Source organism: Bacillus sp. NMCC46, assembly GCF_002998465.1.
In the GTDB taxonomy this organism is placed as follows: Bacteria; Bacillota; Bacilli; order Bacillales; family Bacillaceae; genus Bacillus.
In genome coordinates this window covers 180,500-206,582 of record NZ_PVQZ01000002.1, presented here as the reverse complement: position 1 = coordinate 206,582, position 26,083 = coordinate 180,500, and the positions used below count along the sequence as shown (strand labels likewise).

29 protein-coding genes are annotated in these 26,083 nt (G+C 42.7%); 25 read left to right on the top strand and 4 right to left on the bottom strand.

The window, feature by feature from the left end:
* The first annotated feature begins 11 nt into the window (after positions 1 to 11).
* The 7 genes from bcd (at position 12) to C6Y01_RS06580 (ending at position 7,315) form a co-directional block, all read left to right on the top strand.
* A complete protein-coding gene (bcd, locus tag C6Y01_RS06610) occupies positions 12 to 1,106 on the top strand; it encodes a branched-chain amino acid dehydrogenase (RefSeq protein WP_034661236.1) in 1,095 nt (364 codons plus the stop codon).
* A 33-nt stretch (positions 1,107 to 1,139) separates the two neighbouring features.
* Entirely contained in the window at positions 1,140 to 2,261 is a 1,122-nt protein-coding gene (buk, locus tag C6Y01_RS06605) for a butyrate kinase (RefSeq protein ID WP_034661235.1), read from the top strand.
* Positions 2,251 to 3,675, top strand: a complete 1,425-nt coding sequence (gene lpdA, locus C6Y01_RS06600; protein WP_034661233.1) for a dihydrolipoyl dehydrogenase — start codon at positions 2,251 to 2,253, stop codon at positions 3,673 to 3,675. The genes buk and lpdA overlap by 11 nt, the downstream gene beginning before the upstream one ends.
* A 17-nt stretch (positions 3,676 to 3,692) precedes the next feature.
* Positions 3,693 to 4,685 (top strand): thiamine pyrophosphate-dependent dehydrogenase E1 component subunit alpha, encoded by a 993-nt coding sequence (locus C6Y01_RS06595; protein ID WP_095285375.1) that lies wholly within the window; start codon positions 3,693 to 3,695, stop codon positions 4,683 to 4,685.
* A gap of 12 nt (positions 4,686 to 4,697) precedes the next feature.
* Complete coding sequence (locus C6Y01_RS06590; RefSeq protein WP_034661229.1) at positions 4,698 to 5,681, top strand: alpha-ketoacid dehydrogenase subunit beta; 984 nt, start codon at positions 4,698 to 4,700, stop codon at positions 5,679 to 5,681.
* An 18-nt stretch (positions 5,682 to 5,699) separates the two neighbouring features.
* Positions 5,700 to 6,956, top strand: coding sequence for a dihydrolipoamide acetyltransferase family protein (locus C6Y01_RS06585; RefSeq protein ID WP_106037970.1), 1,257 nt, complete (start codon positions 5,700 to 5,702; stop codon positions 6,954 to 6,956).
* A gap of 65 nt (positions 6,957 to 7,021) precedes the next feature.
* Complete coding sequence (locus tag C6Y01_RS06580) at positions 7,022 to 7,315, top strand: YesK family protein (RefSeq protein WP_034661226.1); 294 nt, start codon at positions 7,022 to 7,024, stop codon at positions 7,313 to 7,315.
* A gap of 15 nt (positions 7,316 to 7,330) precedes the next feature.
* On the opposite strand, the gene C6Y01_RS06575 is transcribed toward C6Y01_RS06580, so the two are convergent.
* Positions 7,331 to 8,224: a YegS/Rv2252/BmrU family lipid kinase gene (locus C6Y01_RS06575; RefSeq protein WP_106037969.1), complete on the bottom strand. Its 894-nt coding sequence runs from the start codon at positions 8,222 to 8,224 to the stop codon at positions 7,331 to 7,333.
* A gap of 170 nt (positions 8,225 to 8,394) precedes the next feature.
* Here C6Y01_RS06575 and C6Y01_RS06570 point away from each other — a divergent pair, with 170 nt between their 5' ends.
* The 6 genes from C6Y01_RS06570 (at position 8,395) to C6Y01_RS06545 (ending at position 12,927) form a co-directional block, all read left to right on the top strand.
* Complete coding sequence (locus tag C6Y01_RS06570; RefSeq protein WP_034661224.1) at positions 8,395 to 8,832, top strand: BrxA/BrxB family bacilliredoxin; 438 nt, start codon at positions 8,395 to 8,397, stop codon at positions 8,830 to 8,832.
* A 195-nt stretch (positions 8,833 to 9,027) separates the two neighbouring features.
* Positions 9,028 to 9,792, top strand: a complete 765-nt coding sequence (locus C6Y01_RS06565; protein ID WP_034661223.1) for a transporter substrate-binding domain-containing protein — start codon at positions 9,028 to 9,030, stop codon at positions 9,790 to 9,792.
* Between the two features lie 126 nt (positions 9,793 to 9,918).
* Positions 9,919 to 10,575: an arginine ABC transporter permease ArtQ gene (gene artQ, locus C6Y01_RS06560; protein WP_003215691.1), complete on the top strand. Its 657-nt coding sequence runs from the start codon at positions 9,919 to 9,921 to the stop codon at positions 10,573 to 10,575.
* Positions 10,568 to 11,290 carry an arginine ABC transporter ATP-binding protein ArtM gene (gene artM / locus C6Y01_RS06555; RefSeq protein WP_034661222.1) on the top strand — a complete coding sequence of 241 codons (723 nt, stop codon included), beginning with the start codon at positions 10,568 to 10,570 and terminating at the stop codon, positions 11,288 to 11,290. The genes artQ and artM overlap by 8 nt, the downstream gene beginning before the upstream one ends.
* Positions 11,291 to 11,410: 120 nt before the next feature.
* Positions 11,411 to 12,364, top strand: a complete 954-nt coding sequence (locus C6Y01_RS06550; RefSeq protein ID WP_034661221.1) for an aromatic acid exporter family protein — start codon at positions 11,411 to 11,413, stop codon at positions 12,362 to 12,364.
* A gap of 53 nt (positions 12,365 to 12,417) precedes the next feature.
* A complete protein-coding gene (locus C6Y01_RS06545) occupies positions 12,418 to 12,927 on the top strand; it encodes a L,D-transpeptidase (protein ID WP_106037968.1) in 510 nt (169 codons plus the stop codon).
* Between the two features lie 38 nt (positions 12,928 to 12,965).
* Here C6Y01_RS06545 and prli42 read toward each other — a convergent pair whose 3' ends face one another.
* On the bottom strand, positions 12,966 to 13,058 hold the full coding sequence (gene prli42 / locus C6Y01_RS18840) for a stressosome-associated protein Prli42 (protein ID WP_149865350.1): 93 nt from the start codon (positions 13,056 to 13,058) through the stop codon (positions 12,966 to 12,968).
* Positions 13,059 to 13,160: 102 nt separating this feature from the next.
* On the opposite strand from prli42, the gene mce reads away from it, so the two are divergent.
* Genes mce through C6Y01_RS06525 form a run of 4 tightly spaced genes read left to right on the top strand, consistent with a single transcriptional unit; the run spans position 13,161 to position 16,656 of the window.
* Positions 13,161 to 13,583 carry a methylmalonyl-CoA epimerase gene (mce, locus tag C6Y01_RS06540; RefSeq protein ID WP_034661218.1) on the top strand — a complete coding sequence of 141 codons (423 nt, stop codon included), beginning with the start codon at positions 13,161 to 13,163 and terminating at the stop codon, positions 13,581 to 13,583.
* Positions 13,570 to 15,039: an acyl-CoA carboxylase subunit beta gene (locus C6Y01_RS06535; protein ID WP_189318687.1), complete on the top strand. Its 1,470-nt coding sequence runs from the start codon at positions 13,570 to 13,572 to the stop codon at positions 15,037 to 15,039. The genes mce and C6Y01_RS06535 overlap by 14 nt, the downstream gene beginning before the upstream one ends.
* 16 nt (positions 15,040 to 15,055) lie before the next feature.
* A complete protein-coding gene (locus C6Y01_RS06530) occupies positions 15,056 to 16,177 on the top strand; it encodes a M20/M25/M40 family metallo-hydrolase (RefSeq protein ID WP_034661216.1) in 1,122 nt (373 codons plus the stop codon).
* 14 nt (positions 16,178 to 16,191) lie between these two features.
* On the top strand, positions 16,192 to 16,656 hold the full coding sequence (locus tag C6Y01_RS06525) for a chemotaxis protein CheW (RefSeq protein WP_034661215.1): 465 nt from the start codon (positions 16,192 to 16,194) through the stop codon (positions 16,654 to 16,656).
* Positions 16,657 to 16,692: 36 nt separating this feature from the next.
* Here the strand turns inward: C6Y01_RS06525 and C6Y01_RS06520 are convergent, their stop codons facing one another.
* Both C6Y01_RS06520 and C6Y01_RS06515 read right to left on the bottom strand, forming a co-directional pair.
* On the bottom strand, positions 16,693 to 17,511 hold the full coding sequence (locus C6Y01_RS06520; protein WP_034661213.1) for a membrane protein insertase YidC: 819 nt from the start codon (positions 17,509 to 17,511) through the stop codon (positions 16,693 to 16,695).
* Positions 17,512 to 17,538: 27 nt separating this feature from the next.
* Positions 17,539 to 17,820 carry a hypothetical protein gene (locus C6Y01_RS06515; protein WP_034661212.1) on the bottom strand — a complete coding sequence of 94 codons (282 nt, stop codon included), beginning with the start codon at positions 17,818 to 17,820 and terminating at the stop codon, positions 17,539 to 17,541.
* A 106-nt stretch (positions 17,821 to 17,926) separates the two neighbouring features.
* Between C6Y01_RS06515 and C6Y01_RS06510 the strand changes: the two genes are divergently transcribed.
* The 8 genes from C6Y01_RS06510 to C6Y01_RS06475 all read left to right on the top strand — a co-directional run bounded on the left by C6Y01_RS06510 (position 17,927) and on the right by C6Y01_RS06475 (position 26,013).
* Entirely contained in the window at positions 17,927 to 19,183 is a 1,257-nt protein-coding gene (locus C6Y01_RS06510; RefSeq protein WP_106037967.1) for a DNA polymerase IV, read from the top strand.
* A 98-nt stretch (positions 19,184 to 19,281) separates the two neighbouring features.
* Positions 19,282 to 20,691 carry an NADP-dependent phosphogluconate dehydrogenase gene (gene gndA, locus C6Y01_RS06505; RefSeq protein WP_034661210.1) on the top strand — a complete coding sequence of 470 codons (1,410 nt, stop codon included), beginning with the start codon at positions 19,282 to 19,284 and terminating at the stop codon, positions 20,689 to 20,691.
* Positions 20,692 to 20,813: 122 nt separating this feature from the next.
* A complete protein-coding gene (locus C6Y01_RS06500; protein WP_034661991.1) occupies positions 20,814 to 21,662 on the top strand; it encodes a GRP family sugar transporter in 849 nt (282 codons plus the stop codon).
* A gap of 12 nt (positions 21,663 to 21,674) precedes the next feature.
* Positions 21,675 to 22,460, top strand: a complete 786-nt coding sequence (locus C6Y01_RS06495) for a glucose 1-dehydrogenase (protein WP_034661209.1) — start codon at positions 21,675 to 21,677, stop codon at positions 22,458 to 22,460.
* Between the two features lie 143 nt (positions 22,461 to 22,603).
* Positions 22,604 to 22,915, top strand: a complete 312-nt coding sequence (locus C6Y01_RS06490; protein ID WP_003215713.1) for a PTS sugar transporter subunit IIB — start codon at positions 22,604 to 22,606, stop codon at positions 22,913 to 22,915.
* Between the two features lie 3 nt (positions 22,916 to 22,918).
* On the top strand, positions 22,919 to 23,251 hold the full coding sequence (locus C6Y01_RS06485; protein ID WP_034661208.1) for a PTS sugar transporter subunit IIA: 333 nt from the start codon (positions 22,919 to 22,921) through the stop codon (positions 23,249 to 23,251).
* A 25-nt stretch (positions 23,252 to 23,276) separates the two neighbouring features.
* The gene (gene celB / locus C6Y01_RS06480; protein WP_034661207.1) at positions 23,277 to 24,623 is read left to right on the top strand and encodes a PTS cellobiose transporter subunit IIC; all 1,347 of its coding nucleotides are present in this window, start codon (positions 23,277 to 23,279) and stop codon (positions 24,621 to 24,623) included.
* A complete protein-coding gene (locus C6Y01_RS06475; RefSeq protein ID WP_106037966.1) occupies positions 24,607 to 26,013 on the top strand; it encodes a glycoside hydrolase family 1 protein in 1,407 nt (468 codons plus the stop codon). Before celB ends, C6Y01_RS06475 begins: the two co-directional genes overlap by 17 nt.
* Positions 26,014 to 26,083: the final 70 nt, after the last annotated feature.

The window sequence follows — 26,083 nt, the reverse complement described above, 5'->3', positions numbered from 1 at the left end:
AGGAATAAACAATGGAACTTTTTAAATATATGGAACGATACGATTATGAGCAGCTTGTATTTTGTCAGGATGAACAGTCTGGCTTAAAAGCCATTATTGCTATTCATGATACAACACTTGGGCCAGCACTAGGCGGGACGAGAATGTGGACGTATGAAAACGAAGAAGCAGCGATCGAAGATGCGTTACGTCTAGCAAGAGGGATGACTTATAAAAACGCAGCAGCAGGCCTGAATCTTGGCGGCGGGAAAACAGTCATCATCGGTGACCCGAGAAAAGATAAAAATGAAGAAATGTTCCGTGCGTTTGGACGCTACATTCAAGGATTGAATGGCCGCTATATCACAGCGGAGGATGTCGGTACAACGGTAGAAGACATGGATCTTATTCATGAAGAAACAGACTTTGTGACAGGTATTTCTCCTGCATTTGGTTCTTCCGGAAATCCGTCTCCTGTTACGGCTTACGGTGTATATAAAGGGATGAAAGCTGCTGCCAAAGCTGCATTTGGGACCGATTCATTAGAAGGAAAAACAATTGCTGTCCAAGGTGTTGGGAATGTGGCCTACAATCTGTGTAAACACCTGCACGAAGAAGGCGCACAGCTGATTGTCACAGATATCAACAAAGACTCTGTAAAACGAGCTGTAGAAGACTTTGGTGCAAAAGCAGTAGACCCTGACGATATTTATGATCAAGCATGTGATATTTATGCACCATGTGCACTTGGTGCAACGATTAACGATGTAACGATTCCTAAGTTGAAAGCAAAGGTCATCGCAGGTGCAGCCAATAACCAGCTGAGAGAAACGCATCACGGCGATCTTATTCATGAAATGGGCATTGTCTATGCACCTGATTATGTGATCAATGCAGGCGGCGTGATTAACGTTGCTGATGAGCTTTATGGCTATAATGCAGATCGTGCGATGAAAAAAGTGGAAGGTATTTACCAAAATATTGAAAGTGTCATTGAAATTTCAAACCGTGATGCCATTCCAACTTATAAAGCGGCAGACCGATTGGCAGAGGAGCGAATTGAAAGAATGCGCAAATCAAGAAGCCAATTCCTGCAAAATGGTCAACATATTTTAAGTCGTCGCTAATTTGAAGAATGAGTTGAAACGGAGGTTTTGTTTTTGCTGACAAAAGAATGGCGTATTCTCACAATCAATCCTGGCTCTACTTCAACAAAAATCGGTGTGTTTCACAATGAACGATCTATTTTTGAAACGACACTCAGACATACAGATGAGGAATTAAAGCAATTCCCACATATCATTGATCAATTTTCATTTCGTAAAGAAACAATCCTGAAAACGCTGCATGAACAAGGGATGAACATCTCAAAGTTTGATGCAGTGTGCGCACGCGGCGGCCTTCTCCGGCCTATCGAAGGAGGCACATATGAAGTCAATGAGCAAATGGCCCAAGACCTCAAAGAAGGATATGCCGGCCAGCATGCATCAAATCTTGGCGGTATCATTGCACGAGAAATTGCACTTGGCCTGAACATCCCAGCTTTTATTGTCGATCCAGTTGTGGTGGATGAGCTAAAACCAATTGCTCGTATTTCAGGGCTGCCAACGATTGAAAGAAAAAGCATCTTCCATGCATTAAATCAAAAAGCAGTCGCAAGAAAAACAGCTGCTTCCTTTGGGAAGCGCTACGAAGATTTGAACATGATTATTACGCATATGGGCGGCGGCGTCACCATTGGTGTTCATGAAAAAGGAAAAGTCATTGATGTCAATAACGGACTGCATGGCGAAGGACCTTTCAGCCCGGAGCGAGCGGGGACCCTGCCAACAGGTGACCTCGTCAATCTTTGCTTTTCTGGTGAGTACAGCCAAGAGGAAATGCTGAAACGCATTATTGGTGAAGGCGGACTTGCGGGCTACCTTGGCACGACAGATGCTGTGAAAGTGGAGCGCATGATTGAAGCAGGCGATGAACGGGCGGCGCTGATTTATGAAGCGATGTGCTATCAAATTGCCAAGGAAATCGGTGCGGCTAGTGCTGTCTTAAAAGGAGCAGTTGACGTCATTGTGTTAACAGGCGGACTTGCGTACAGCAAACAAATTACATCAAGTATTAGAGGATACATTGACTGGATTTCAGATGTTGTCGTGTATCCAGGCGAAAATGAACTGCAATCCTTAGCAGAAGGTGCACTTCGTATTTTAAAAGAAGAAGAATCACCGAAAGAATACCCAAATGATCAACGAATGAAGAAAGGAGTGACAAGTCATGGCAACTGAATATGACCTCGTCATTCTTGGTGGAGGCACAGGCGGCTATGTAGCGGCCATCCGTGCCTCACAGCTTGGATTGAAAACAGCAGTTGTAGAAAAAGAAAAGCTTGGCGGAACATGTCTGCATAAAGGATGCATTCCGTCTAAAGCGCTGCTTAGAAGTGCAGAAGTCTATCAAACCGTCAAACGTGCTGCTGATTTTGGCGTTGAGGCAAACGGCATTGCCTTGCAATTTGCCAATGTGCAGAAAAGAAAAACAGAGATTGTAGAGAAACTAGCAGGCGGCGTCAAACACTTAATGAAACAAGGAAAAATTGATGTCTATGAAGGGATCGGCCGTATCCTTGGTCCATCTATCTTTTCGCCAATGCCAGGAACCATCTCCGTAGAAATGGCAAATGGAGATGAAAATGAAATGCTCATTCCAAAGCAGGTCATTATTGCGACAGGTTCAAGACCTCGGGTGCTGCCTGGGCTTGAAGCAGATGGGACGCACATTCTTTCATCAGATGATGCACTTGAACTGCCAGAGCTTCCACAGTCAATGCTCATTGTCGGCGGCGGGGTGATCGGAATTGAGTGGGCTTCCATGCTCAATGATTTTGGTGTGAAGGTGACTGTGATTGAATTTGCAGATCGCATATTGCCAACAGAGGATCATGACATTTCTAAAGAAATGGAAAAGCTTTTATCTAAAAAAGGCATCACCTTTGTGAAAAATGCGAAAGTACTGCCAGATACCGTCAAAAAGCAGGAGAATCTCGTGACGATTCAAACAGATAAGGATGGAGACATTCAGACGTTTGAAGCGGAAAAACTTCTTCTTTCAGTCGGCAGAGTACCAAATATTGAAGGCATTGGTCTTGAAAACACGGACATTCAAACAGAAAAACAAGGCATTGTCGTGAATGAACATTATCAAACGAAAGAATCGCATATTTACGCAATAGGAGATGTCATTGGCGGGCTTCAGCTGGCACATGTGGCTTCACACGAAGGCATGATTGCTGTGGAACATATGGCTGGGAAAGATCCAAAGCCGCTCGATGAAACGCTCGTATCTAAATGTGTCTACTCTCACCCAGAAACCGCTAGTGTTGGACTCACTGAACAGGCGGCAAAAGAGCAAGGCTTCGAAGTGAAAATGGGGAAATTTCCATTTATGGCGATCGGTAAAGCGCTTGTGTACGGGGAATCTGATGGATTCGTCAAAATCATTGCCGATCAAAAGACAGATGATATTTTAGGGATTCATATGATTGGTCCTCATGTCACAGATATGATATCTGAAGCTGGATTAGCCAAAGTACTTGATGCAACGCCGTGGGAAGTGGGGCAAACGATCCACCCGCATCCAACCTTATCAGAGGCGATTGGTGAGGCAGCTCTTGCTGTTGACGGGAAGGCGATCCATTTTTAATCAAGGAGGGAAATAAGATGAGTAACATGCGTCATCATGAATTAGGATTATCAGATGAACAAGCAATTGATATATATAGAACAATGCTTCTAGCAAGGAAAATTGATGAACGGATGTGGCTTTTAAACCGTTCTGGTAAAATTCCATTCGTGATTTCTTGTCAAGGACAGGAAGCGCAGCAAGTCGGTGCTGCTTTTGCTCTCAATAGACAAGAGGATTACGTCTTACCTTACTACCGTGATATGGGGGTTGTCCTCGCATTTGGGATGACAGCCAAAGATTTAATGATGTCTGGTTTCGCAAAACAAGACGATCCAAACTCGGGCGGAAGACAGATGCCAGGTCATTTTGGACAAAAATCAAATCGAATTGTGACGGGATCTTCACCTGTCACAACGCAGGTTCCTCATGCAGTGGGGATTGCACTTGCTGGACGTCTGGAGCAGAAAAACTTTGTCAGCTTTGTCACGTTCGGTGAGGGCTCTTCAAACCAAGGTGATTTCCACGAAGGCGCTAACTTCGCTGCTGTGCATAAGCTGCCTGTTATTTTCATGTGTGAAAACAATAAGTACGCGATTTCCGTGCCGTATGACAAACAAGTGGCATGTGAACGCATTTCAGATCGTGCAATTGGGTACGGAATGCCTGGTGTAACCGTTGATGGCAATGATCCGCTTGAAGTATATGCCGCTGTCAAAGAAGCGAGAGACCGTGCGGCAAGAGGCGAAGGGCCAACGTTGATTGAAACGATCTCTTACCGTTTAACTGCGCATTCAAGTGATGATGATGATTCAAGCTATCGAGAAAAAGAAGAAGTGCTCGAAGCGAGAAAGAAAGATCCGCTCATCCAATATGAAACGTATTTAATCGAAGGAAACGTCATGACTTCTGAAATGAAAGAAGAGATGACAAAAGAAATCATGCAAATCGTAAACGAAGCGACTGATGAAGCGGAAAACGCTGCTTATGCTGATGCAGAAAGCGCACTTCGTTACGTGTATGCGGAGTAAGGGGGAAGAAAAATGCCTGTTATGTCATATATAGACGCCATTACACTGGCGATGAAAGAAGAAATGGAACGAGATCCAAAAGTGTTTGTGCTCGGAGAGGATGTCGGGAAAAAGGGCGGCGTATTTAAAGCGACAGCGGGTCTTTATGAGCAATTCGGAGAGGCGCGCGTCATGGATACACCTCTTGCAGAATCAGCCATTGCTGGTGTAGGTATTGGGGCAGCGATGTATGGAATGCGCCCAATTGCGGAGATGCAATTTGCGGATTTCATTATGCCTGCAATCAACCAAATCATTTCAGAGGCTGCGAAAATCAGATACCGCTCAAATAACGATTGGAGCTGTCCAATGGTCATCCGCGCACCTTACGGGGGCGGTGTACACGGGGCGCTTTATCATTCACAATCGGTTGAAGCGATTTTTGCCAATCAGCCTGGTTTGAAGATTGTCATGCCTTCTACACCTTATGATGTAAAAGGTCTTTTAAAGGCTGCGGTGCGTGATCCAGATCCTGTATTGTTCTTTGAACACAAACGTGCCTACCGTCTCATCAAAGGAGAAGTACCTGAAGAGGATTACACACTCCCTATTGGAAAAGCAGATGTGAAACGTGAAGGCGATGATATCACGGTCATTACATATGGCCTCTGTGTCCATTTTGCGCTGCAAGCAGCAGACCGCCTTGCGAAAGACGGCATTTCTGCGCATATTCTCGATTTGAGAACAGTGTACCCGCTCGATCAGGAAGCCATTATTGAAGCGGCATCAAAAACAGGCAAAGTGCTTCTTCTAACGGAAGATACAAAAGAGGGCAGCATCATGAGTGAGGTAGCGGCGATCATATCAGAGCATTGCTTATTTGATTTAGACGCACCAATCAAACGTCTAGCCGGACCAGAAATCCCGGCAATGCCTTATGCGCCGCCAATGGAAAAATTCTTCATGGTCAATCCAGATAAGGTAGAAGCTGAAATGAGAGAGCTAGCGGCGTTTTAAGAAAGAGGAGGGTTTCAAGTGGCAATTGAACAAATGAAAATGCCTCAGCTAGGTGAAAGTGTAACAGAAGGAACCATTAGCAAATGGCTCGTTTCACCTGGCGATCATGTGAATAAATACGATCCGATTGCGGAAGTCATGACGGATAAAGTGAACGCAGAAGTCCCGTCATCTTTTACAGGAACGATTACAAAGCTATCGGCTGAAGAAGGCGATACGCTGCAAGTAGGAGAAGTGTTCTGTGAAATTGAAGTAGAGGGCAGCTCGCAGCAGAGTGCGAAAGAAGAAGCGGCACCTGAGCAAAGTGAAGCACCTGAAGCAGATCAAACAAAAGAGAATCAAAGTCAAAAGAAACGCTACTCTCCAGCAGTCCTTCGTTTAGCAGATGAGCACAGCATTGATTTAGCGGCTGTTCAAGGAACCGGAGCAGGCGGACGAATCACAAGAAAAGATTTACTTCAGCTCATTGAAAACGGCGGCGTACAAGAGAAGGCAGCACCTGTTAATGAACAGGCGGCAAAGCCGGAGCCTGCGCAGCCATCAAAACCAAAAGCGGCGCCTTCCGTCTCTACAATGCCTGGTGATGTTGAACTGCCAGTCACGCCAATTAGGCAGGCGATTGCGGCAAATATGCTGAGAAGCAAACATGAAATTCCGCACGCATGGACGATGATGGAAGTCGATGTGACAAACCTTGTGACAAGAAGAAATCAGCTCAAGGACCAATTTAAAGCAAAAGAAGGCTTTAATTTGACGTTCTTTGCGTTCTTTGTCAAAGCAGTGGCACAAGCATTAAAGGAATTCCCAGAAATGAACAGCATGTGGGCTGGAGATAAAATTGTGCAAAAGAAAGCAATCAATGTCTCGATTGCTGTTGCGACTGATGACGCTCTTTTTGTTCCAGTCATTAAGGATGCGGATGAAAAAACGATTAAGGGCATCGCCAAAGAAATTCATGAGCTTGCTTCCAAGGTGAGACAAGGAACGCTGAAGCAAAGTGACATGGAAGGCGGCACCTTTACTGTAAACAACACGGGATCATTTGGTTCTATACAATCCATGGGAATCATTAATTACCCGCAAGCGGCGATTTTACAAGTAGAATCGATCGTGAAGCGTCCAATGATTGTAAATGGCATGATTGCAGCAAGAGACATGGTCAACCTTTGTCTTTCATTAGATCACAGAGTACTTGATGGTCTTGTATGCGGCAGATTCCTTCAACGAATAAAACAAATCCTTGAAGGCATTGACGAGCAGACATCTGTTTACTAAAACAAGAATGTCCCCCTCCCGGTATGGAGAGGGGGATTTCTACATAATGAGAAAGGAGCGGTGATATGTCTGGATTAGACTTTTTTGCGTTTTTAACGGTTGGACTCATGTTTATCACAGCAATTGCGTTCGCTTTTCTTCGATATATTTCTAAATCACGCAATCACCCTGAAAGATTACTACTCATCATATCAATCGTTTCAATGATTCAAATTGTGTATTGCTTGCTGATTGTCGGTGGATTTAAAGGAGCAGCAAATAGTCTCTTAGGAATTTCTCTTCTTGCCGGGACGCTGCTTGGCTATGCACTTGAATATTTATACAGACGCTATATCAAAAAAACGCCCGAAAAAGAATGATTTCGGGCGTTTTCTTTATTCTGCTGGAACAATAAAGGTCAAATGCTGTTTTAACACTTCTAAAGAAGCAGGGGCTGTCATGTACACTTCGCCATCCGTATCGGCATCCATTTCCTCTTTTGTGTGGATCCGAATACTGGACGCTTGAATGAGGGAGAGATCGCCGGTGAAATCCTCCAGTTCTTCCCGGTTCATAGAAAAGATTTCTTTTAGAGCAGAGAAGCTCGTATTTCTGCAAATGAAGATTTCTGCTTTCCCATCATCAATTGCTGCATTGGGCAAATCAATTTTATTTGTCCCGATGAAATGTCCATTCATGACAAGAACGATGACGGCTTCTTCTTCCAAGCTTTCCTCCTCTGTTTCAATTCGTACGTGAAAAGGATCTGTTTGCTGCAAGGTGCGCAGGGCACTTGTGAAGTAGCTGATTTTGCCGAGTACAGCTTTTTCCTTGTCATTAATATTGTTGGATGTGTCTGCAATCAGCCCGATGCCCCAAAAGTTTAACAAGTATCGATCTCCTGCTTTGATTAAGTCGACCTTCTTTTCTATGCCGTCTACAATTATTTGAGCGGCTTTTTGCATTTGTTGCGGAATACCAAGCGTTCGAGAAAAGTCATTGCATGTCCCGCCTGGTAATATCGCTACAGCCGGCCTTTTTTCTAAACCGCCGATGCCATTCATGCATTCATGCACGGTTCCATCTCCGCCTAATATGATAAGCAATTCTATCGTCTCATCAATTGCACGACAGAATTGATAAGCATCATTTGGCTGTTTTGTTGGTTTAAGAATGAGTTCATCAATATGTAGAGAAAGAAGAGGTACTGTTTGACCGAGAATTTTTTCCATGTTTTTTTGTCCAGCATTTCCATTATAAATGAGCATCGCTTTTTTGAATTGTGCCATCACGCAGTTCTCCCTTTCATCTCTTTATCATCACTTTTCCCCAATTTTGCGGCGTATAAACGATGTTCAGAAAAAGTGGGGAATGAAAAGACAACACATTTGCCCGCAGGCGTTTTCCTTGATATGATGTTGTTAAAATGGTTTTGGCATGCTAAAGGAGTGGACGGACAATGAATATTGATTTTAATTTATTTATGAATGATATTGTGAAACAAGCGAGAGAAGAGATCAAACAGGCAGGCTATACTGAGCTTACATCATCTGAAGAGGTAGATGAAGCACTGTCTAAAAAAGGCACAGCACTTGTGATGGTGAATTCAGTATGCGGATGTGCTGGCGGTATTGCAAGACCAGCTGCAGGCTATTCTGTTCATTACGATAAGCGTCCAGATCAATTGCTGACAGTGTTTGCTGGACAAGACAAAGAGGCAACAGCAAGAGCCCGTGAATACTTTGAAGGCTTCCCGCCATCTTCACCATCCTTTGCATTATTAAAAGATGGAAAGATCATTAAAATGGTCGAACGTCATGAAATTGAAGGACACGAGCCAATGGAAGTCGTGTCAAAGCTTCAAGCTGCATTCGATGAGCATTGCGAAGAAATTTAATGTGTGACGTTTGAATGATGAAATAAAAAGCAGTCCGGTCTTTAGATCGGTCTGCTTTTTGTTTTATAAGACCATTGAATCAAAATAATTTTAGCAAAATACTATTGCATCTTAAAAAGAAAGTGTTTAAAATACATTATAGTGAATAAATATTCAAAACAATACATGATTTTAAATACTGGGAGGCATTATCTTATGAAAAAGTGGTTATTATTACTTATGACAGCTGGTCTTGCAGCTGCACTCGCAGCTTGCGGAACTTCTTCTAATAATTCAAACGCATCAGGAGATGACAAAACACTCGTTATGGCGACATCAGCAGATTATCCGCCATTTGAATCAAAAGACGGAGATGAAATTGTCGGTTTTGATGTCGATCTTGCAACAGCACTAGCGAAAAAGAACGGCTACAAGCTAGAAATTCAAGATATGGATTTTGCAAGCCTTGTATCAGCGCTTAAAACAAATAAAGCTGATATCGTCCTTGCAGGCATGACCCCTACAGAAAAACGAAAAAAACAATTAGATTTCTCTGATGTTTATTACAATGCTAAAAACTTAGTTGTCTCAAAGAAATCTAGCGGAATGAAAACAGAGAAAGACTTAAAAGATAAAACAGTCGGCGTTCAATTAGGTTCAATCCAGCAGGATGAAGCAAACGGTTTGCAAAAGAAATATAACTTAAAAGTGGAAGACCGTAATAAAATCTCTGATATCATTCAAGAAATCAAAGCAGGTCGTTTTGATGCAGCCATTATTGAAGATAAAGTAGCTGCTGGTTATTTGAAAAAAGAAAAAGACTTCCAAGCATTTGGATTGAATAGTTCAAACGAAGGTTCAGCCATTGCATTCAAGAAAAATAGCGACTTAACAGCTAAATTTAATCAATCATTAAAAGAAATGCAAGACAATGGCGAACTTGATAAATTAATTAAAAAATGGTTTGGTGATGAAAAATAAGTCAGGAAAAGGATCAGCGTCATTCATGAAAATTCAGTAGAAAGCGCTGAAAAGTTCAACTTATGTTGAACTTTTTTCCTGTTTTATTTTTTGATTTCGTATGAAGGCATAAAAAAGGAGACTGTCATGTTAGATTTTAAAGATGTAATACCTCAGATGCCCTTTATTTTAGAAGGGCTTAAGGTCACACTTTCTATTGTTGTGGTATCACTTTTTCTTGGATTTATCTTAGGGATTTTATTAACGCTTTGCAAAATTAGTGTATTTAAGCCGCTCATTTGGCTTGCAGATTTTTATACATCCATCTTCCGAGGCACACCGCTTGTGCTTCAATTGCTCATTATTTATTTTGGTCTGCCTCAGCTTCTCGGGTTTCAAATCGATCAATACTGGGCTGCTGTAGCCGCATTTTCACTAAACTCTGCGGCATACGTATCTGAAATTATTCGTGCTGGTATTAATGCGATTGATAAAGGTCAAAAAGAAGCAGCCGTTGCTTTAGGCATCCCTTATGCTAAAATGATGAAGGACTTATTGCTTCCGCAGGCATTTAAAAATATTTCACCTGCACTTGTGAACGAAACGATTACACTGACAAAAGAATCAGCTATTGTGACAGTCATTGGACTGGGAGATGTCATGAGACGAGCTTACCAAGCAGGTGCCGTCACGTATAATTATCTTGAACCGCTTATTTTTGCAGGTCTCATCTATTATGTCATCGTGCTTGTTCTCACCTTTGTCGGCAAATCGGTGGAAAGGAAGTTAAAATCAAATGATTAACATAGAGAAACTCACAAAATCTTTTGGCAAAAATGAAGTATTAAAAGGGATCGACACCACCATTAAAGAAGGGGAAGTTGTGGCAGTCATTGGACCATCTGGTTCAGGAAAATCGACGTTTCTTCGCTGCATCAACTTGCTTGAAAAGCCGACTTCTGGTGTCATTACAATTCAGGATACCGAAATCACAAACCCAAAAACCAATGCACTCAAAGTGCGTGAGAACATCGGAATGGTGTTTCAGCATTTCCACCTGTTCCCGCATAAAACCGTGCTGGAAAATATCACGTATGCGCCAATGAATGTGAAGAATCAATCGAAGGAAGACAGCATCAAACAAGCTGAAGATCTGCTGAAAAAGGTAGGGCTTTTAGAGAAAAAAGATGATTTTCCGAACCGTTTGTCAGGCGGTCAAAAGCAGCGTGTGGCAATTGCACGTGCGCTTGCGATGACTCCAGACATCATGCTGTTTGACGAACCAACTTCTGCACTAGATCCAGAAATGGTCAAGGAAGTCCTAGAGGTCATGAAAGAGCTTGCTCAATCTGGAATGACACTTGTGATCGTCACACATGAAATGGGCTTTGCAAAAGAAGTGGCTGACCGCGTGATCTTTATGGATGATGGGAAAATTGTAGAGGATGCAAACCCTGTGCAATTCTTTGAATCGCCGTCGTCACAGCGTGCGCAAGACTTCTTACAAAAAATATTATAAAGAAAAAAGAGAAGGCGACTTAACATCTCCTTCTTTTTTTGATTATAATGGGGAAAGTAAAAAAAGTTCATCATTTCACAAAAGTGAATGGAAACAAGACAGAAAAGAGTGAATCACATCATGTTTAAAATCGGCTACCGAACGCTGAAAACAGCACTAGGAACAGCGATCGCCATTTATATTGCACAACTGCTCGGACTTCAAAATTATTCCGCTGCCGGGATTATTACGATCCTGTGTATTCAGGTGACGAAGAAACGGTCGCTCCTCGCATCAGGCGCCCGCTTTGCAGCTTGCAGTCTTGCCATTTTATTTTCTTATCTATTTTTCGATCTGATTGGGTATCATCCTTTTGTGATTGGTCTGATGCTGCTTGTCTTTATTCCTACAACCGTTTTGCTCCGCATTAAAGAAGGGATTGTCACAAGTTCAGTCATCATTCTCCATTTATACATGTCCGGCGGGATTACCCTTCACCTCATCTGGAATGAGCTACTGCTGATAACAATTGGTGTTGGCGTAGCACTTATCATGAACTTGTATATGCCAAGTGTCGATAAAAAGCTCAAACGCTACAGCGAACAGATTGAAGCCAACTTTGCAAAAATCTTTGAGGAAATCGAGCAATACTTAATGACAGGGAAACAAGACTGGACAGGAAAAGAAATACCAGAGACACATCAATTGATCAAAGAAGCGAAAGCTCTCGCATATCGTGATGTTGAAAACCATGTCCTAAGACATGAAAACCTGTATTATCATTATTTTAATATGAGGCAAAAGCAATTCGAAATCATTGAGCGTGTGCTTCCGAAAATCACGTCCATTTCCATCACAACAGAGCATGGGCAAATGATTGCCGAATACGTCAGAGACTTACGCGAACATATTCACCCAGGGAACACGGCGCATAAGTTTTTAAGACGTCTCATTGATATGAAAGAAGAGTTCGATAAGCTTCCGCTGCCGCAAACACGAGAAGAGTTTGAGGCAAGAGCTGCACTTTTTCATTTCCTCGGAGAAATGGAACAATATTTAGTACTGAAAAGCTATTTTAAAGGGATGAAAGAATAGAGACGCATGAGTTCCTCCTTCATTGGTCAATCTAATGAAAAAAGGAGGAGCCTATGCGTCTTTTATTTTATACCGTATTGACCATGTCCCTTTCACCTATCTGGCCGCTCGGACAAAACCCGCTTCCAGGAGACCCGTATGTCATTATTAATAAACAAACAAATGAACTTGCCTATATTGATCAAGGACAAATCCAAAAAATATATCCTGCTTCTACAGGGAAAACAGCCGATTTAACACCAGAAGGGGAATTTACCATTATGATCAAAGCGAAAGATCCCTATTACAGAAAAAAGAATATTGAAGGCGGTGCGAAGAATAACCCTCTTGGCAGAAGGTGGATTGGATTTGATGCACGAGGAACAGATGGCAGAACGTACGGAATTCATGGGACGAGTGACGAAACATCGATTGGGAAATTTATCACGGCAGGCTGTGTGAGACTTCATAATCAAGATGTAAAGCTTCTATTTGACCAGCTTCCGATTGGAACAAAAGTATGGATTACAACATCAAGCGATTCATTTGAAAAGCTTGCCAAAGACAAACAGGCCATTCGTTGATTGAACGAATCACCTGCTTGTCTGCTTTTATTGAAACCTTATAAAAAGGTTGCTGCTCCTGCTAAAAGTGAAGAAATTAACAGCAGGCTAATCATGAGCAATACCATGAATTTCATAAATTTCTGAGACATATCGCACCCCTATAACCGAAGATTTTTTGCGACGAACGCACCTTTCTTTATTCTAGCTGGTTTTTTCAAATGCGACAAGTGATCAACAAAGGAAGTGAACGGATGAATCAAATCGATCATATTGCCATTGCGGTCTTTTCTATTAAACAAACATCTCAACTCCTTCATCAGCTGTTTAACTGGCATTTTTCAGACATACAAGAGGTTCCTGAGCAGGAGATTAAAGCGTCCTTCGCTTCACTTGATCATGTGCACATTGAATTAATTGAACCAATGTCAGACAGCAGTAAACTACATACCTTTTTAACAAAAAGAGGAGAGGGGCTCCATCATATTGCGTTAAAGTCAGGTGACATTCATGCAGATCTTAACCATCTTGATCACCTTGGCGTGCAGCTTCTCCAAAAATCAGCACAGAAGGGCGCAAGCGGCAAGCAGATTGCATTTATTTCACCTAAAGAAACGTCTGGTGTGTTATTCGAATTGTGCGAGCCCTTGAAAGGAGAAAAACATGGCAATGAATGAATCGTTCAATGACTTGTCTAAATGGCGGGAAAAAGCGTTAATGGGCGGCGGTGAAAAACGAGCAGCCGCACACAGAAACAAAGGAAAGCTATCGGTTCGCCAGCGGCTGCATGAACTTCTTGACGTGGGCAGTTTCATGGAAATTCAGAGGTTTGCAACAGACCGCATGTCAGAGCATGTCGGTGATGGCGTCGTCATTGGAACGGGACTTATTCATGGAAAGCCAGTATGTGTTTATGCACAAGATGCAACAGTGCATGGGGGCTCTTTAGGCGAAATACATGCCAAAAAAATTGCTTCTCTAATGGATCTCGCTGCTAAAAATCAGATGCCGGTCATCGGTCTAAAAGACTCAGGTGGTGCGAGAATTCAAGAGGGTGTGGTATCATTAGAAGGATACGGACAGATTTTTAAACGGAATGTGCTGTACTCTGGTCAAATCCCGCAAATATCCGTTATTTTAGGCTCATGTGCTGGAGGTGCAGTCTATTCTCCTGCTTTGACTGATTTTGTCTTCATGACAGAACAAACAGCTCATATGTTTTTAACAGGTCCGAAAGTAATAGAAAAGGCAACAGGAGAAACGGTCTGTCCTGACCGTCTTGGCGGTGCAAGTGTTCAGCATCAGACAAGCGGGAATGTGCACTATACTGGGAAAGATGAGCAGGACGTGTTAAAGGCGGTTCGAACACTTTTAACGTACATACCAACGACTAAACAGCCTGACATGCACACTGAAGTGCAAAAGCATGACGCCGTTGATCCAGGCAAAATCTTGCCAAAGGATCCATCACGCACCTATGATGTCAAACAAGTGGTGACAGCGATCATCGATCCAGGCTCATTCTTTGAGACCCAGCCTTGTTTCTCAAAAAATATCGTCACAGGGTTTGCCAGATTAAAAGGGGCTCCAATTGGTGTAGTTGCCAATCAGCCAAAGGTGCTGGCAGGAAGCCTTGACCTTGACGCTGCCGATAAAGCGGCCAGGTTTATTCGATTTTGCGATGCGTTTCATATTCCGATCTTAACGCTTGTCGACGTCCCTGGTTTTTTACCAGGGGAGAAAGCCGAGCATGCGGGAATTATCCGTCACGGCGCAAAGCTTTTATATGCGTACGCTGAAGCGACCGTTCCAAAAATCACGGTGATTTTAAGAAAGGCGTTTGGCGGTGCATATGTCGCGATGAATAGCAAGGGCTTAGGCGCTGACTTTGTTTATGCATGGCCAGCGGCAGAAATTGATGTCATGGGGAAAACGTTCGCAGACGAAATCGTTCATCCTGCTTCGCGCGAGGTTGAGACGGAGCCAAGTGTATTAAAAGCGGCTCAGGCAGGGCTGATAGACGATATTATCATGCCGGCTGAAACGAGAGAGCGATTGATTCGCTCATTTGATTTGCTTCGCAGGAAGGAAGAAGATAGACCGTTAAAAAAGCATGGCAACATGCCGCTATAAGAGGAGGAGCATCATCATGATCAATGAAAAACGTTTACTAGACGAATTTTTAGAACTGGTTCAGATCGATTCGGAAACAAAACACGAAGAGAAAATTGTGGAAGTCTTAAAAGAAAAATTCTCGCAGCTTGGTCTTAAAGTGGTGGAAGACGACTCAAAAGCGAAAACTGGCCACGGTGCAGGCAACCTCATCTGTACACTGGAAGGCAATCAAGAGGCTGATACTATCTATTTCACTTCTCATATGGACACAGTTGTTCCCGGCAATGGCGTAAAACCAGTCATTGAAGACGGCTATGTGAAGACAGATGGAACAACCATTCTTGGTGCTGACGATAAAACAGGGCTTGCGGCTATGTTTGAAGCCATCCGCGTGCTGAAAGAGAAGAATTTACCGCATGGAACGATTGAATTTGTCATCACAGCAGGTGAGGAATCAGGACTTGTTGGAGCAAAAGCGTTAGATCCAAAATTGATGACAGCAGCATACGGCTATGCCCTAGATTCAGATGGCAAGGTCGGGACAATTATCGTAGCTGCGCCAACACAGGCGAAAGTACGCGCAACCATTTACGGAAAAACAGCTCACGCAGGTGTGGCACCTGAAAAAGGCGTGTCTGCGATTACCATTGCATCAAAAGCCATTGCCAGCATGCCGCTTGGCCGAATTGATGAAGAAACAACGGCGAATATCGGGCGTTTTGAAGGTGGAACGCAAACGAATATTGTGTGCGATCAAGTCGATATCCTTGCTGAAGCACGCTCTTTAGAACCTGCAAAAATGGAAGCACAAGTAGCGAAGATGAAAGAAGCCTTTGAAAAAACCGCTAAAGAAATGGGCGGAAGTGCCGATGTACAAATTGACATCATGTATCCAGGCTTCAAATTCTCTCACGGCGATCAAGTCGTAGAAGTGGCGAAAAAAGCGGCTGCGAAAATTGGCCGTCCATCAGAACTACAGACGAGCGGCGGAGGCAGTGATGCAAACGTCATTGCAGGAAACGGCGTCCCAACTGTCAACCTAGCTGTTGGATATGAAGATATTCATACGAAAAATGAGAAAATGCCGATTGAAGAATTAGTCAAAACAGCTGAAATGGTTCTCGCCATTATCGAAGAAACGACAAATCCATCGTAAAGGCAGGAGACTCTGTGAGCACGCAAAAGATCATTATTTTCCAAGTGGGGCAAGAGGATTTTGGCATCAGTGTAGAGCATATTCGTTCGATTGAGAAGGTCCCTTATTTACAAGAAGTATCGAACCTTCCAAAAGAAATTAAAGGACTGATGTCTTTAAGAGGAGAAGTCATTCCTGTCAGTGACACAGGCGTGATGCTTCACGGAAAGCCTCTTGATGTGAACGAACAGTCCAAGGTGTTGCTATTTGAATTAAACGATCAAATGATTGGCTGTCTTGTCTCAGATGCAAAAGATATTATCGATATCGAGCTAAGCGAGATCAAGCCATTTCATATGAACACGAAAGCCTCCGAATATTTCTTCGGCGTTGTGGAGAGAGAGAACAAGATGATTTTACAAGTGGACCCTAATAAGTTCCTTGGGAGAATTGATGACCTCGATCAACTGCCAGAGCGGTTAAAAGAAGAGTTGGCATAAAGAAAATCCCCCTATCTGATGATAAGGGGATTATTTTTATTCAGCAGCTGGGCTAGCTTGGTCGTTTGCCTCAGCTTTCGATTTTGATTTTTGGTACATGACATTCAAAATAATTGTTTGGATTGTGAGTAGTAATCCGCTTGTCATCCAGTATAAAGGGAGGGCAGCGGGTGCATTGATTGAAATAAACAGCATCATGATTGGGAAAATCATGCCCATGACTTTGGCTTGCTTCAGCGCAGCTTCTGTCTGGGTGCCTGATTGCTTCGCAAATCTTTGCGTAACATAAAATTGCAAGAAATACATGGCGCCTGCAAAGATCGCGACCAATAGATCGGTTTGTCCTAAGTTAAACCATAGGAACGAATGTGTTGCGATCTCAGGTGTTGAGCGGATCGCTGAGTAAAAGCCAAGAACAATTGGAATTTGAATCAGCATAGGCAGACAGCCCATTGCCAGCGGGTTCACATTGTTCTCTTTGTATACTTTCATCATTTCCATTTGTAGTTCTTTTTGTTTTTCAGGTTCTTTCGTTTTCTTCAATTTGCTTTGAATTTGGTCAATTTGAGGCTTCACCAGTGCCATTTTCTCCTGCATGACTCTTTGTTTCTTAAATTGGTTCGCAAAAAGAGGGAAAATCAGCAGGCGGACTATCAAGGTCACGAACATAATCGATAAACCATAATCATCATGGAAGAAGTTCGCAAGCCAAATGATCAGCTCCGAAAAAGGCTGGACAAAATAGTGATGGAAAAACCCATCAGAGCTCGCATTCGTTTGCCCACTCGCTGCAAAAGCAGGTGAGGCAATCATCATTAAACATAAAGTCGTACAAATCGTCAATAAACGTTTCAATTCGTTTCCTCCTCATTTTTTAAAAAATTAATTAGAGAGAGGAAGCGAATGGTCTTCATCATCATTTGATGATCGTTTCATTCGAATGACTTTACTAATCCAAGTTGTAATGCGATCATATATGATAAACAGAAAGTCTGTTCGGTTCAATAAAGATGCGTCAAACTCTTCCAAACGATGTCCACCGAGGTGTTCGTTCATACGGCAGTCTTTTAATAAAAACGCAATGCCGATAGCCGTCAGCGCTGGAAGAATAATCGTAAAGAATTCAACAAGGAAAAAGACTTCATTGAATGTATCAATAATCATGATTATCACATCCATTTCATTACTCACAGTGTACTATACACTATATGAAATGTCTATTGGAACAAACATGAAGTAACAAGAGTCAATAAATGTAGGAGGCAGGCAAATGGGTGATTCTCAAAGGAAGGGTCGAATTATTTTTCATATTGATATGAATAGTTTTTATGCATCTGTCGAAATGGCGTATGATCCTTCTTTGAGAGGGAAACCTTTAGCCATTAGCGGAAATGCGAAAGAGCGTAAAGGGATTGTTGTGACGTGCAGCTACGAGGCAAGAGCACTAGGTGTAAAGCCCCCGATGCCGTTATGGGAAGCGAAGCGGCTTTGTCCGGGGCTGATTGTCCGTACACCAAACTTTGACCGGTACCGCAGCTCCTCACAAGAGATGTTTACGATACTAAGAGAATACAGCGATTTAGTCGAACCCGTATCCATTGATGAGGGCTATATTGATTTAACGCATACGCCCTATGCCGAGCACGCGGTGAAAACGGCTCATGATATTCAAACGAGGCTTGTAGAGGAGCTCATGCTTCCTTCAAGTATTGGCATTGCACCGAATAAATTTTTAGCGAAAATGGCGTCTAATTGGAAAAAACCAATGGGCATCACCATTTTACGTAAACGAGATGTGCCCCAAATGCTCTGGCCGCTGCCAGCGGGTGACATGCACGGAGTTGGACAGAAAACGGCAGATAAATTGAAAACGATTGGCATTCATACCATTGAAGATTTAGCGAAAGCAAATGAGTATACGCTAAAGGAATTACTGGGCATCAATGGACCGAGATTAAAACAAAAGGCGAATGGTGAACATGACGGTATCGTGGACCCAGAAAGGATATACGAATTTAAATCTGTCGGTAATTCGTCAACCCTTTCTCATGATTCTGACGATCCAGATGAACTTGTCACGTTAATTGATAAGCTGTCACAATCTGTGAGTGCAAGATTAAGGAGAAAAGAAGTGATGGCAAATCGGCTTCTCATCATGATACGGTACGCAAGCTGGAAAAATATCACGCGAAGTGTCACACTCACGAATCCAACGGATCGAAAGGAAGACTTATTTGAGGCAGCAAAGCAATTATTCCTTAAACATTGGAATGACCAGCCCGTGAGGCTCTTAGGTGTGACGGGGACAGACCTTGTAGAACGAAAAGCAGCTGTTAAACAGCTTGATTTATTTTCCTATACAGAAGATGCAAAAGAAGAGCCTCTCCAAACCGTTTTAGAAGGGCTGAAAGAAAAATATGGCAAATCACTCGTTCAAAGAGGAATGACCATCAAGGAAAAAGAGAGCAAAACAAGCGGAACAAGTTTTAATAAAGACTTTTTTCAGGACGAAAAAGGAAATGACTAGCCTGAAAACTTGATAAAAGAGGTGGTGTTGTGGTAATTTCAAAGGGTACATCATTTTAGCAGTAATCAATATAGTGTGTTAGAAGGGACGTCAGAATTATGTCAAAACAACAAATCGGTGTGGTTGGACTAGCCGTTATGGGGAAAAACCTTGCCCTTAATATTGAAAGCCGCGGTTTCTCCGTGTCCGTTTATAACAGATCTAGCAGCAAAACAGAAGAGTTTCTCGAAGAATCAAAAGGAAAAAACGTTGTAGGCACATACAGCATTGAAGAATTTGTTCAGTCGCTTGAAACACCGCGTAAAATTCTTTTAATGGTAAAAGCTGGTGCAGCAACGGATGCAACCATTCAATCATTACTTCCTCACCTAGAGAAAGGTGACATCTTAATTGATGGTGGAAATACATATTACAAAGATACGCAAAGACGTAATCAAGAGCTTGCGGAAAGTGGTATCCACTTCATTGGTACAGGTGTTTCTGGCGGTGAAGAAGGTGCACTAAAAGGTCCATCTATCATGCCAGGCGGTCAAAAAGAAGCGCATGAGCTAGTGAAACCAATTTTAGAAGCGATCTCTGCGAAAGTAGATGGCGAGCCATGTACAACGTATATTGGCCCAGATGGAGCAGGACATTATGTCAAAATGGTCCATAACGGCATCGAGTACGGAGACATGCAATTGATCTCTGAATCATACTTTATCTTGAAGCATGTGGCTGGCTTGTCAGCAGAGGAGCTTCATGAAGTATTCTCAGAGTGGAATAAAGGCGAGCTTGACAGCTATTTAATCGAAATTACAGCGGATATTTTCACAAAAGTGGATGAAGAAACAAACCAGCCGCTTGTGGATGTCATCTTAGATAAAGCTGGTCAAAAAGGAACTGGAAAATGGACGAGCCAAAGTTCTCTTGATCTAGGTGTCCCGCTTCCAATCATTACTGAGTCTGTTTTTGCGCGCTATATTTCAGCAATGAAAGATGAGCGTGTAGAAGCAAGCCAATTAATCGAAGGTCCTAAGCCAGCGCAATCAGCAGAGAATAAACAAGAGCTGATCGAAGCTGTTAGAAAAGCCCTATTCATGAGTAAAATCTGCTCGTATGCTCAAGGTTTTGCGCAAATGAAAGCAGCATCTGATGAATATAACTGGGATTTAAAATACGGTGAAATTGCGATGATCTTCCGCGGTGGATGTATCATTCGTGCAGCCTTCTTACAACAAATTAAAGAAGCATATGACCGTAACCCTGAACTGAAAAACCTATTGCTTGATCCTTACTTTAAGGATATTGCTCAAAGCTATCAATCATCACTTCGTAAAGTCATTTCACTTGCAGTGGAGCAAGGAGTTCCTGTTCCTTCATTCTCAAGTGCACTTGCTTACTTTGATAGCTATCGCACAGCTGTCCTGCCAGCGAACTTAATTCAAGCGCAGCGTGACTATTTCGGTGCACATACGTATGAGCGCACAGATAAAGAAGGCGTCTTCCATACGGAATGGATGAAATAAAATAGAACGTCAGAAAAACCTTACCATTGGATTGGTAAGGTTTTTTTGTGTTTGCATCTTTTCGGCTAAAAATGCGAAAAAGAGGGATGCTATGTAAAAAAGAAAAGAAAGTAGGGATAGAAGTGGGCATCTTATATGCACTTCTCCCAGCAATATTTTGGGGAAGTATTGTTCTGATCAGTGTCAAACTTGGCGGGAATGCATACCAGCAAACGCTCGGCATTACGCTTGGCGCATTTTTATTTTCAATTGCAGCCTTCTTCATCAAAATGCCAGAGCTGACACCGCTTATTTTTGCGGTTTCTGTGATTTCAGGCATCTTTTGGAGCATTGGACAAATGAATCAGCTTTCAAGTGTTGCGTTTCTCGGAGTCTCGAAGGCGGTTCCTTTGTCAACAGGCATGCAGCTTGTGAGCACTACTTTATTTGGTGTCATGGTTTTTAAAGAATGGCAAACGATGACGGTCATACTCATTGGTTCTTGCGCCATTTTACTGATTATTGCAGGTGTTGTGATGACATCGCTCGGTCAAAAGAAGAATGGCGGCGGGAACGGTGGAGGCAATTTCAAAAAAGGGATCATTATTCTGCTCATCTCAACGGTTGGCTATGTCGGATATGTCGTCATTTTAAGATGGTTTCATATTGATGGGTGGTCTGCCCTCGTTCCGCAATCGGTCGGTATGCTGCTTTCATCCTTGGCGATTAGTCTAAAGCAGAACCCGTTTAGTAAATATACGTTTAAAAATATCATTGCCGGTTTGGTTTGGTCGACAGGAAATCTCGGACTTCTTTTGGCCATTCCGCTCATTGGCGTAGCCGTAAGTTTTTCGATGTCACAGACAGGGATTGTCATCTCAACATTAGGCGGCATTTACTTATTAAAAGAGAAAGCATCCAGAACAAGCTTTGTCATTGCAGGCTGCTTGATGATCATTGCAGGCGGCGTGCTGCTAGGCTTTACAAAATAGGAGGGTAAACGAATGTATCCAGATTTAGAAGGAAAAACAGTCCTGATTACAGGAGCCGGCACAGGAATAGGGCAAGCGATGGCGCGCCGGTTTGGACAAGAAAAAGCCAATGTGGTGATCAATTATTTCTCAGATCAAGAAAATCCGGATGACACCATTGCGGATATTCAAAAAAATGGCGGCCAGGCTGTGAAAATCAAGGGAGATGTATCAAAGGAAGAGGATATGCGGGCAATGATTGATAAAGCCATTCATACGTACGGCAGCCTTGATGTCATGATCAATAACGCAGGTATTGAAAACGAAGTGCCTTCCACAGAAATGACGCTGGATAATTGGAACAAAGTCATGTCGACCAATTTAACAGGTATGTTTCTCGGCTGCCGTGATGCACTGAAGTATATGACAGATCACGGGATAGAAGGATCGATCATCAATATGTCGTCGGTTCACCAGCAAATCCCTTGGCCTCATTTCGTCCATTATGCAGCAAGTAAAGGGGGCGCCAAGCTGCTGACAGAAACGCTGGCACTAGAATACGCCCCTAAAAAAATCCGTGTAAACAGCATTGCACCAGGCGCCATCGATACCCCGATCAATGCGGAAAAATTCGATGATCCCGCATTGAAAAAAGGCGTGATTGAATTGATCCCCATTGGTTATATTGGAAAGCCGGAAGAAGTGGCAGCATGTGCTGTCTGGCTGGCGTCAAAAGAGGCAAGCTATGTCACAGGCCTGACGCTCTATGTGGACGGCGGCATGACAAAGTATCCTGGCTTTCAGGCAGGAAAAGGATAGGGAGAAAGTCAAAGAGCGTACACACATGACGCTCTTTTTTTATATAAAATACAGACAAATAAAATGAAATGTCTAGACATTTAAAAATAAAAATATATAATATTAAATGGAAGCGCTTTTATTACAACGATGGGGTGAGAGAAATGAAACGTATTTTATTAGCATGCAGTTCAGGAATGTCTACGAGTTTACTAGTTACAAAGATGAAGGCTCATGCCGACTCAATAGGGGACGAGGCAGAAATTTGGGCAGTTGGGCAAGATCAAGCGAGAAAAGAAATGGCGAATGCGGATGTTGTGTTAATTGGACCGCAAATGAGCTTTTTAAAAGGGGATCTTCAAAAAGAAGCAACAAAATACGGGATTGCAGTAGAGGTCATAGATATGCAGGCGTACGGGCTTGCCGATGGACAAAAAGCGTATGAACAAGCCGTTACATTGATGGAGGAATCGTAAAGAATGGAAAAGAAAACACTCGAAGGGCTCACGGAGGAACAAGTCAGTTTTCAATTGATCTTACACAGTGGAAATGCACGCAGCAAATTGCTTCAATCTCTTAAACAATTTCGAGAAGGTCAAGAAGGTGAGGCATTTAGTCTCATGAAAGAAGCAGAAGAAGATTTACGTCATGCACATGGTATCCATTTTCAACTCGTGCAGCAAGAGGCAGGCGGGGAGAAAACGCCTTTCTCCTTATTGCTCATGCACGCCGAAGATCACTTAATGTCCACCATTACGATCAAGGAGCTTGTGGGAGAGCTCCTGCCGATTTTCCAATCGCTTAAACAATAAAGGGTGTAAACAAGGGGGGAAACCAATGTTTGATAAAATAAGTGCCATTTTGGTTCCGATTGCTGGGAGATTGAACAACAACCGCTATTTAGGCGTATTACGGGATGCTTTTATGCTTGCGTTCCCGCTCACCATTTTTGGTTCCATTATGGTTGTGCTAATGAATTTGCCATTTTTAGATAAAATCATGAGTCAAACCGCACTGGAAGGAGTCCAGTCTGCACTGAATATCGCGCCAAGTGCGACCATCAGCATTATGAGCGTGTTTGTTGTATTTGGGATTGGCTACTATTTATCGAAAAGCTATGATGTGGAAGCTGTATTTGGCGGCGTGATTGCTTTAGCCTCTTTCTTGCTTCTGACGCCATTTTTACTAGAACAAGAAGGCGGTGCATCTATTGCAGGTGTGATCCCAGTCGATCGTTTAGGAGCAAAGGGGATGTTCCTAGGAATGATCACAGGCTTTTTGTCTGCTGAAATTTATCGTTATTTTGTCCAAAAGAAATTTGTCATCAATATGCCGCAAGGGGTTCCGCCAGCTGTTTCAAAGTCTTTTGCTGCACTGATCCCGGCTACTTTGACACTCACAACCTTTTTACTGATCAATATCATCATTACACAAGGCTTCAAAACAAACATGCATGACCTGATTTATCATGCCATTCAGGCGCCGCTTGTTGGACTTGGAAGCGGTATCATACCGACCTTGATCGCTGTTTTCTTTATACAAATTCTTTGGTTCTTTGGGCTCCACGGCCAAATTATTATCAACTCTGTCATGGACCCGATTTGGAATACATTGTCCATTCAAAATCTAGAGAGCTACACAAAAACTGGTGAGGTTCCGAATATCATCAGCAAGCAGTTTATCGAAATCTATACGGTTGGCATGGGCGGAACCGGTATGACGCTGGCTGTTGTGTTTACGATTTTAATTTTCCTGAAAAGTAAGCAATTAAAACAAGTAGCAAAGCTCGGCTTAGGACCAGGATTATTTAACGTCAATGAACCGATTATTTTCGGTTTACCGATTGTCATGAATCCACTTATTCTCATTCCATGGATTTTGGCGCCAATGGTCATTACATGTATTTCTTATTTTGCGATGGCAACAGGCATTGTACCGCCGCCGACAGGCGTGAATATTCCATGGACGGTGCCGATCTTTATTAGCGGAATAATGGCAACAAATTCACTAGCGGGCGGTCTGCTTCAGCTGTTTAATCTGATGATTGTGTTTGTCATTTGGTTCCCGTTCCTGAAGTTTATTGACCGTATGAATGTGAAGAATGAAAAAATAACCCCAACGGAAAAAACGAAGACAACAAACATCAAAGGCGAAGGAGACTCAATACATGTCGATGGAAAATAACAAGCAATCATATACATTTCCAGAAGGTTTCTGGTGGGGATCTTCTGCCTCTGCCGCGCAAACAGAAGGCAGTGTCCCTGGAGATGGTAAGGGACCGAATATTTGGGATCATTGGTTTGAACAAGAGCCGACTCGTTTTTTTGATGGTGTAGGCCCAAACGTGACATCCCAATTTTATCGAAAATATAAAGAGGATATCCGTCTGATGAAAGAAATTGGGCACAATTCATTTCGGCTGTCCATTTCATGGTCACGTCTTTTACCTGAAGGGAAAGGTGTGGTCAATGAAGAAGCAGTATCTTTTTACAATGATGTGATCAATGAACTGATTGCACATGATATTGAGCCGTTTGTGAACCTGTACCATTTCGATATGCCAATGGCGCTGCAGGAAAAAGGCGGATGGGTGAACAGACAGGTAGTAGATGATTATGTCAGCTATGCGGAATTGTGCTTTCAATTATTTGGCGACCGGGTGAAAAAATGGTTTACCCATAATGAACCGATAGTTCCTGTAGAGGGCGGGTATATGTATAGCTTTCATTATCCAAACGAAGTCGATTTCCAAAAGGCTGTACAGGTCGGTTTTCATGAACTTTTATCAAATGCTAAGGCGATTGCGGCTTATAAAAAGCTGCAGCAAGGCGGGAAGATCGGCATCATCCTAAATCTAACCCCATCTTATCCGAGAAGCCAGAATCCGTGCGATGTAGAAGCAGCAGAGATGGCTGATGCTTTCTTTAACCGTTCCTTCCTAGATCCTGCGGTGAAGGGACAATTCCCAGAAAAACTAGTAGAGGTCTTAAAGAAAGAAGGCTTTATGCCAAGTATTGAAGAAGGAGACCTTGAGCTCATTCAAGAGAATACCGTCGACCTCCTTGGGATCAACTATTATCAGCCAAGAAGAGTAAAAGCGAAAGAGCATATGCCGCATCCGAAAGCACCATTTATGCCAAATCATTATTTTGATGCGTTTGAAATGCCGGGAAGAAAAATGAATGTGTATCGAGGCTGGGAAATCTATGAAAAAGGTATTTATGATATATTGAAAAAAGTTCAAACAGACTATGATAATATTGAATGCTTTATTTCTGAAAATGGAATGGGTGTCGAAGGAGAAGAGCGGTTTAAGGATGAAGAAGGAATGATTCATGACGATTACCGCATTGACTTTATTTCTGAGCATCTCAAATGGGTGCATCAAGCCATTCAAGAAGGAAGTAATGTAAAAGGCTATCATCTGTGGACGTTTATGGATAACTGGTCATGGTCGAATGCCTATAAAAATCGTTATGGATTTGTCTCAGTTGATCTTCAAGAAGACGGGAAACGAACCATCAAGAAAAGCGGATACTGGTTTCAATCGGTATCAGAGAATAACGGTTTTTAATCAAGATACTTGCTCTTTCCTTGAAAAGGGCAAGTATTTTTCTTATGTGACGGTAAGTGGATGAAACAAA